Annotated in this window: 2 protein-coding genes; both read left to right on the top strand. The window is 58.2% G+C overall.

Annotated elements, in window-relative coordinates:
- On the top strand, nt 1-210 hold a 210-nt coding region (locus NW838_RS02265), incomplete at its 5' end, for a hypothetical protein (RefSeq protein ID WP_414427424.1).
- Nucleotides 211-579: 369 nt separating this feature from the next.
- Nucleotides 580-1,245, top strand: a complete 666-nt coding sequence (locus tag NW838_RS02260; protein WP_414427423.1) for a hypothetical protein — start codon at nt 580-582, stop codon at nt 1,243-1,245.
- Nucleotide 1,246 lies beyond the last annotated feature (1 nt).

Here is a 1,246-nt window from a genome sequence, read left to right as displayed (position 1 = left end):
CCGGAGTGGGACGGGGAGGTTTTCGATGCAGGGCGGGATTTACAGGCGCGTCAACAGATTTTGGCCCGCACGCTGCTGAACCTCTGTTGCCGCACTCAGAAGGGGCTGTGGCTGGTGCGCTCCAATTTTAATTATCGCGGCGAGGAGAACACCAGTATTCTGGACTACCTGATTTTGAAGGGGTTGAAGGCCATGGCAACCGCCGGCTAAGGGAGAGCCTATCCTGAAAGGGTGCTGGCAACTCAGGCCTCCAAGAAATCGGGGGATGCACTGCAGGAATGGTCAAAGGCAAGGGTTTTAGAAGAGCGGCGCAGCCGCCCCTCTTATTGTGGGGGTAGGAGTCGGCGGCAAAGTGTCTTAATCTTGTTTGAAACAACGATAAAGCAATACAGCAGAGCCTTTCCAAGAAATGGCTGGCCGGGATCCCTCTCAGGCAGGGGTAAGACTGATGACCTTGGGTGGCGCAGAGGGCCGGCGTCTCAAGCCGGCTGGAAACGGCTGTGGGCATTCCCTCTGTCTTCCAACACAGTCGAGTATCGAGTAGAGTGGGGGCGCCTGCTTTGATTTGGATTGGGTTTTATGAATCCAGCTACCCCTCCTGCTGCGCCCTCGTCCCGCCGCTTTCCCCTTCGTCCCGTAGCAATGGTGGCTCTCACTGCCGGCTTCTTGGCGGGGTTAGGAGCGGGGGGCTATGCCTTACTGCAGCGGCTACGGCTGCAGATGCACCGGGATCTGATCTTCTATCGGTACACCGTCTTTTCTGAGTTTGGCTATGGAGGCTCGCCAGCGTTCGATCCCGGCCAAAGTGATCGCTGGTTTCCTCTTACCTATCCGGTGTTGGCCCGCTGGGGGGGATCCGCCGACCCGAGCCGCCGCAGCTACGCCTTCTACACCTTGCAAAGCCATGGCCTGCCCTACAGCCGTTGGTGGTTGGAGGATCGGCTGCGGCAAAATTCGGCTCAGTTTTTCGCCCCAGCAGCTTTGTTCGGGGGCTATGACTACTCAAGCGGGCAGGAGATTGCGCCTCAATACGAGCTGTTTGGGCTGGATCGGCCAGAGTCGGTGCAGCGCCTCACCGAGCTGGCCTTGGCCGGGATCCAAGCCGATAGCCCCGAGTGGAGTTTTAATCTCAACTGGCTCAACAGCTTGCTGACCCAAGAAGAATTTCCCTTGCGAGATCAGCTAGAAATTGCAGGAGCCCCGCACTGTACCCGTAGGGTCAGTGCCGGGAGGAATGCGCTTTGAT

It is taken from the genome of Synechococcus sp. R55.2 (assembly GCF_047462075.1).
Classification (GTDB): Bacteria; Cyanobacteriota; Cyanobacteriia; order Thermostichales; family Thermostichaceae; genus Thermostichus.
This window is presented reverse-complemented; position numbering and strand designations above follow the sequence as displayed.